This window comes from Rathayibacter sp. AY1B7 (assembly GCF_002932735.1).
GTDB lineage: Bacteria > Actinomycetota > Actinomycetes > Actinomycetales > Microbacteriaceae > Rathayibacter.
In genome coordinates, this window is the sequence record NZ_PSWK01000062.1 from 1 (window position 1) to 3,201 (window position 3,201).

Genomic DNA, 3,201 nt, shown 5'->3' on the forward strand with positions numbered 1-3,201 from the left:
TCACCCCGTGGGCGCCGCCCCCCACCCCGCCGACACCCGCGCCCACAGGAAGCACCCCATGAGCAGCATCAACCAGACCGCGCACCAGCTCGCGGCCGCCGGCGTGTCCGTCATCCCCGTCGCACCCGGCACCAGCAAGCGCCCCCACGGCTCGTGGAAGCAGGCGCAAACCACCATCGCCACCCCCACCGAGATCGACCAGACGTGGACCGGCGACACCCCCTTCGGGCTCGGAATCGTCACCGGCGCAGTCTCCGGCAACCTCGAAATGCTCGAGCTCGAAGGCCGCGCCATGAACCGCCTCCCCGAGCTCGCGCAGCTCGCCCAGGACTCCGGCGTCGGCGACCTCTGGGCCCGCGTGTCCACCGGCTGGCTCGAGCAGTCACCCTCCGGCGGCATCCACTGGCTGTACCGCACCGACCGGCCCGTCGTCGGCAACACGAAGCTCGCCGCCGACCCCGACCACCAGACCCTCGCCGAGACCCGCGGCGAAGGCGGCTTCGTCGTCGCCGCGCCCACCCCCGGCGCCTTCCACGACACCGGCCGCCCCTGGCTCCGCATCGCCGGCGGCCCCGACAGCATCCCCACCCTCACCGACGACGAGCGCGGCACCCTCCACGCCATCATCGGCACCCTCGACGAGACCCCCGCCCCCGAACAGGCCGCGACCCTGTCCGCCACCTGGACGGCGACGCCCGCGAACCGCGACGGCGACGTCACCCCCGGCGACGACTACGAAGCCCGCACCGACTGGGCCGACATCCTCACCCCCCACGGCTGGACCCTGATCTTCGCCCGCGGCACCACCCGCTACTGGCGCCGCCCCGGCAAGGACGCCGACATCTCCGCGACCACCGGCCACGCCCGCGACCGCGACCGCCTCTTCGTGTTCACCACCTCCACCGTCTTCGACTCCGAGACCCCCTACACGAAGTTCGGCGCCTACGCCGTCCTCGAGCACGGCGGCGACCACTCCGCCGCCGCCACCGCCCTCGCCGGATCCGGATACGGCCACCGCGCCGAACGCCACCTCTCCGCCGTCCCGCAGCCCGCACCCACCCCCGCCACCAGCAGCAGCGGCAGCGCGCCGGCCGCGCCGCAGACCGACGGGACCGCCGCGCTGCAGCCGTCGACGATCTCCTCCGGCACCGAAGCGCTCACCGACACCGGGAACGCCTACCTCACCATGCAGCGCCACGCCCGCCGACTCCGCTACGTCACCGACACCGGCAAGTGGGCCGCCTGGGAAGGGACCCGCTGGGTCATGGCCCCCGACGACGCCCCCGCCATGGCCGCCGCCCTCGACACCGTCCGCGCGCTCCCCGAAGACGCCCCCGCCCTCCACCAGCACAAGAAGAAGTCCTTCGCCGCCCGCGCCCTCACCAACAGCATCCGCATCCTCCGCGGCCTCAACGAGATCCGCACCACCGCCGACACCTTCGACACCCAGAACGGCCAGCTCAACACCCCCAACGGCGTCATCGACCTCGCGACCGGCGCGATCCTCCAACCCCACCCCACCCTCATGCACACCCGCCAGACCGCCGTCACCGTCGATTTCGACCTCCCCACCCCCCAGTGGGACCGGTTCCTCGACGTCACCTTCCAGTCCGACCAGCCCCTCATCCAGTTCATGCAGCGCCTCGCCGGGATCACCGCGCACGGCGACACCGCCCACCACGTCCTCCCCTTCCTCCACGGCGGCGGCCAGAACGGGAAGACCGTGTTCCTCGAGACGCTCATGCGCGTCCTCGGCGACTACGCCACCTCCGCCCCCCAAGGGTTCCTCCTCGCCGGCCGCGACAAGCACGAGACCGAGCTCGCCGACCTCCAAGGCCGCCGCCTCGTCGTCGCGTCCGAGGTCAACGAGAACACCCGCTTCGACGAAGCGAAGATGAAGGCCCTCACCGGCGGCGACCGCATCAAGGCCCGGTTCATGCGGCAGGACTTCTTCACCTTCGAGCCCACCCACACCCTCTGGCTCATGGGCAACCACCAGCCCGCGGTCGCATCCGGCGGGTTCTCGTTCTGGCGGCGCCTGCGCCTCATCCCCTTCGAGCACCAGATCACCGACGAGGAGAAGGTCGACGACCTGCAGTCGATCCTCGCCCGCGACGAAGGCCCCGGGATCCTCGCGTGGATCGTCCGCGGCTACGCCGACGCCGTCCGCGAGGGCCTCGGCTCCCCCGCGGCCGTCCGCGAGGCGACCGCCTCCTACGCCGCAGAAGAGGACCACCTCGCCCGGTTCATGGAAGACCGGTGCCGCATCGGCGGCGGCGAGTACGTCCGCGTCGACACCGCCGAGCTGCGCCGCGAGTACTCGAAGTGGTGCCGCTCCGAGCACGAGGACGAGCTCGTCGGCCAGGCGTTCGGCCGGCGCCTCCGGCAGGAGTTCGCCGTCGGCGAGGCCCGCTCCAACGGCCGCCGCTTCTACACCAACGTCACCCTCTACAGCGACGAGAGCGACGCCGAGCAGCCGAAGGAGAGCTCGCCGTGGACCGGATTCTGACCCTCGCCGATCGGTCACTGAACGGTCACTCGATCCGTCACTGCCACCCCGCCCACCCAGTGACCGAAAGTGACCGAAAGTGACCGACCAAATCCCGATCGGTCACTGCCCGAAATCGCAGCCGACCAGGCCTTTCAACCCCTCAGTGACCGATAGTGACCGATATTTCAGTATGACGCAGCTCTTTGATGGAACTAAGGGAACTCCTGTTACTCGCGCAGGGAGCCTCAACGTCACCAGCACCGATATCGGTCACTGCCGACCCCGGAGCCAGCCATGAGACGCGGCCCCGAAGAACCCCGCCCCGACCAGTGCCCCCGCTGCTCCCAGCCCGTCCTCATCTACGACTGGGACGACATCGACGGCGTCTTCCTCGGCCCCGCCCGCGTCGACCCCACACCCATCACCCCCCTCGACGAGGTCGCCTGCACCATCCTCGACCGGCCCACCTACCTCCTCGAGAAGACCATCGTCGGCACCCACCGGCTCTCCCGCCGCTGGGCGATCACCCTCCGCCGGCACACCCCCTACGCGATCGCGATCCTCCCCGCCCACCAGTGCGGCGCCCGCTACCCCACCACCCTCGCCGACATCGGCGACGTCTCCATCGACGAGCTCGACACCCCACCCAGCAGCACGCCCCCGTTCTGAGGAAGGACCCCACCATGACCACCCTGCAGCAGCTCGCCCTC

At 71.0% G+C, this 3,201-nt stretch carries 2 protein-coding genes; both read left to right on the plus strand.

Going from position 1 to position 3,201, the window contains the following annotated elements; genetic code table 11:
• Positions 1-58: 58 nt before the first annotated feature.
• Positions 59-2,509: a phage/plasmid primase, P4 family gene (locus tag C5C95_RS16990; RefSeq protein WP_104324911.1), complete on the plus strand. Its 2,451-nt coding sequence runs from the start codon at positions 59-61 to the stop codon at positions 2,507-2,509.
• 276 nt (positions 2,510-2,785) lie between these two features.
• Positions 2,786-3,160, plus strand: a complete 375-nt coding sequence (locus C5C95_RS16995) for a hypothetical protein (protein WP_104324912.1) — start codon at positions 2,786-2,788, stop codon at positions 3,158-3,160.
• The last annotated feature ends 41 nt before the right edge of the window (positions 3,161-3,201 follow it).

What these genes read in the sequence shown, in the direction of transcription:
- C5C95_RS16990 (WP_104324911.1), top strand. Translation starts at nt 59, where the DNA reads ATGAGCAGCATCAACCAGACCGCGCACCAGCTCGCGGCCGCCGGCGTG.
- C5C95_RS16995 (WP_104324912.1), top strand. Translation starts at nt 2,786, where the DNA reads ATGAGACGCGGCCCCGAAGAACCCCGCCCCGACCAGTGCCCCCGCTGC.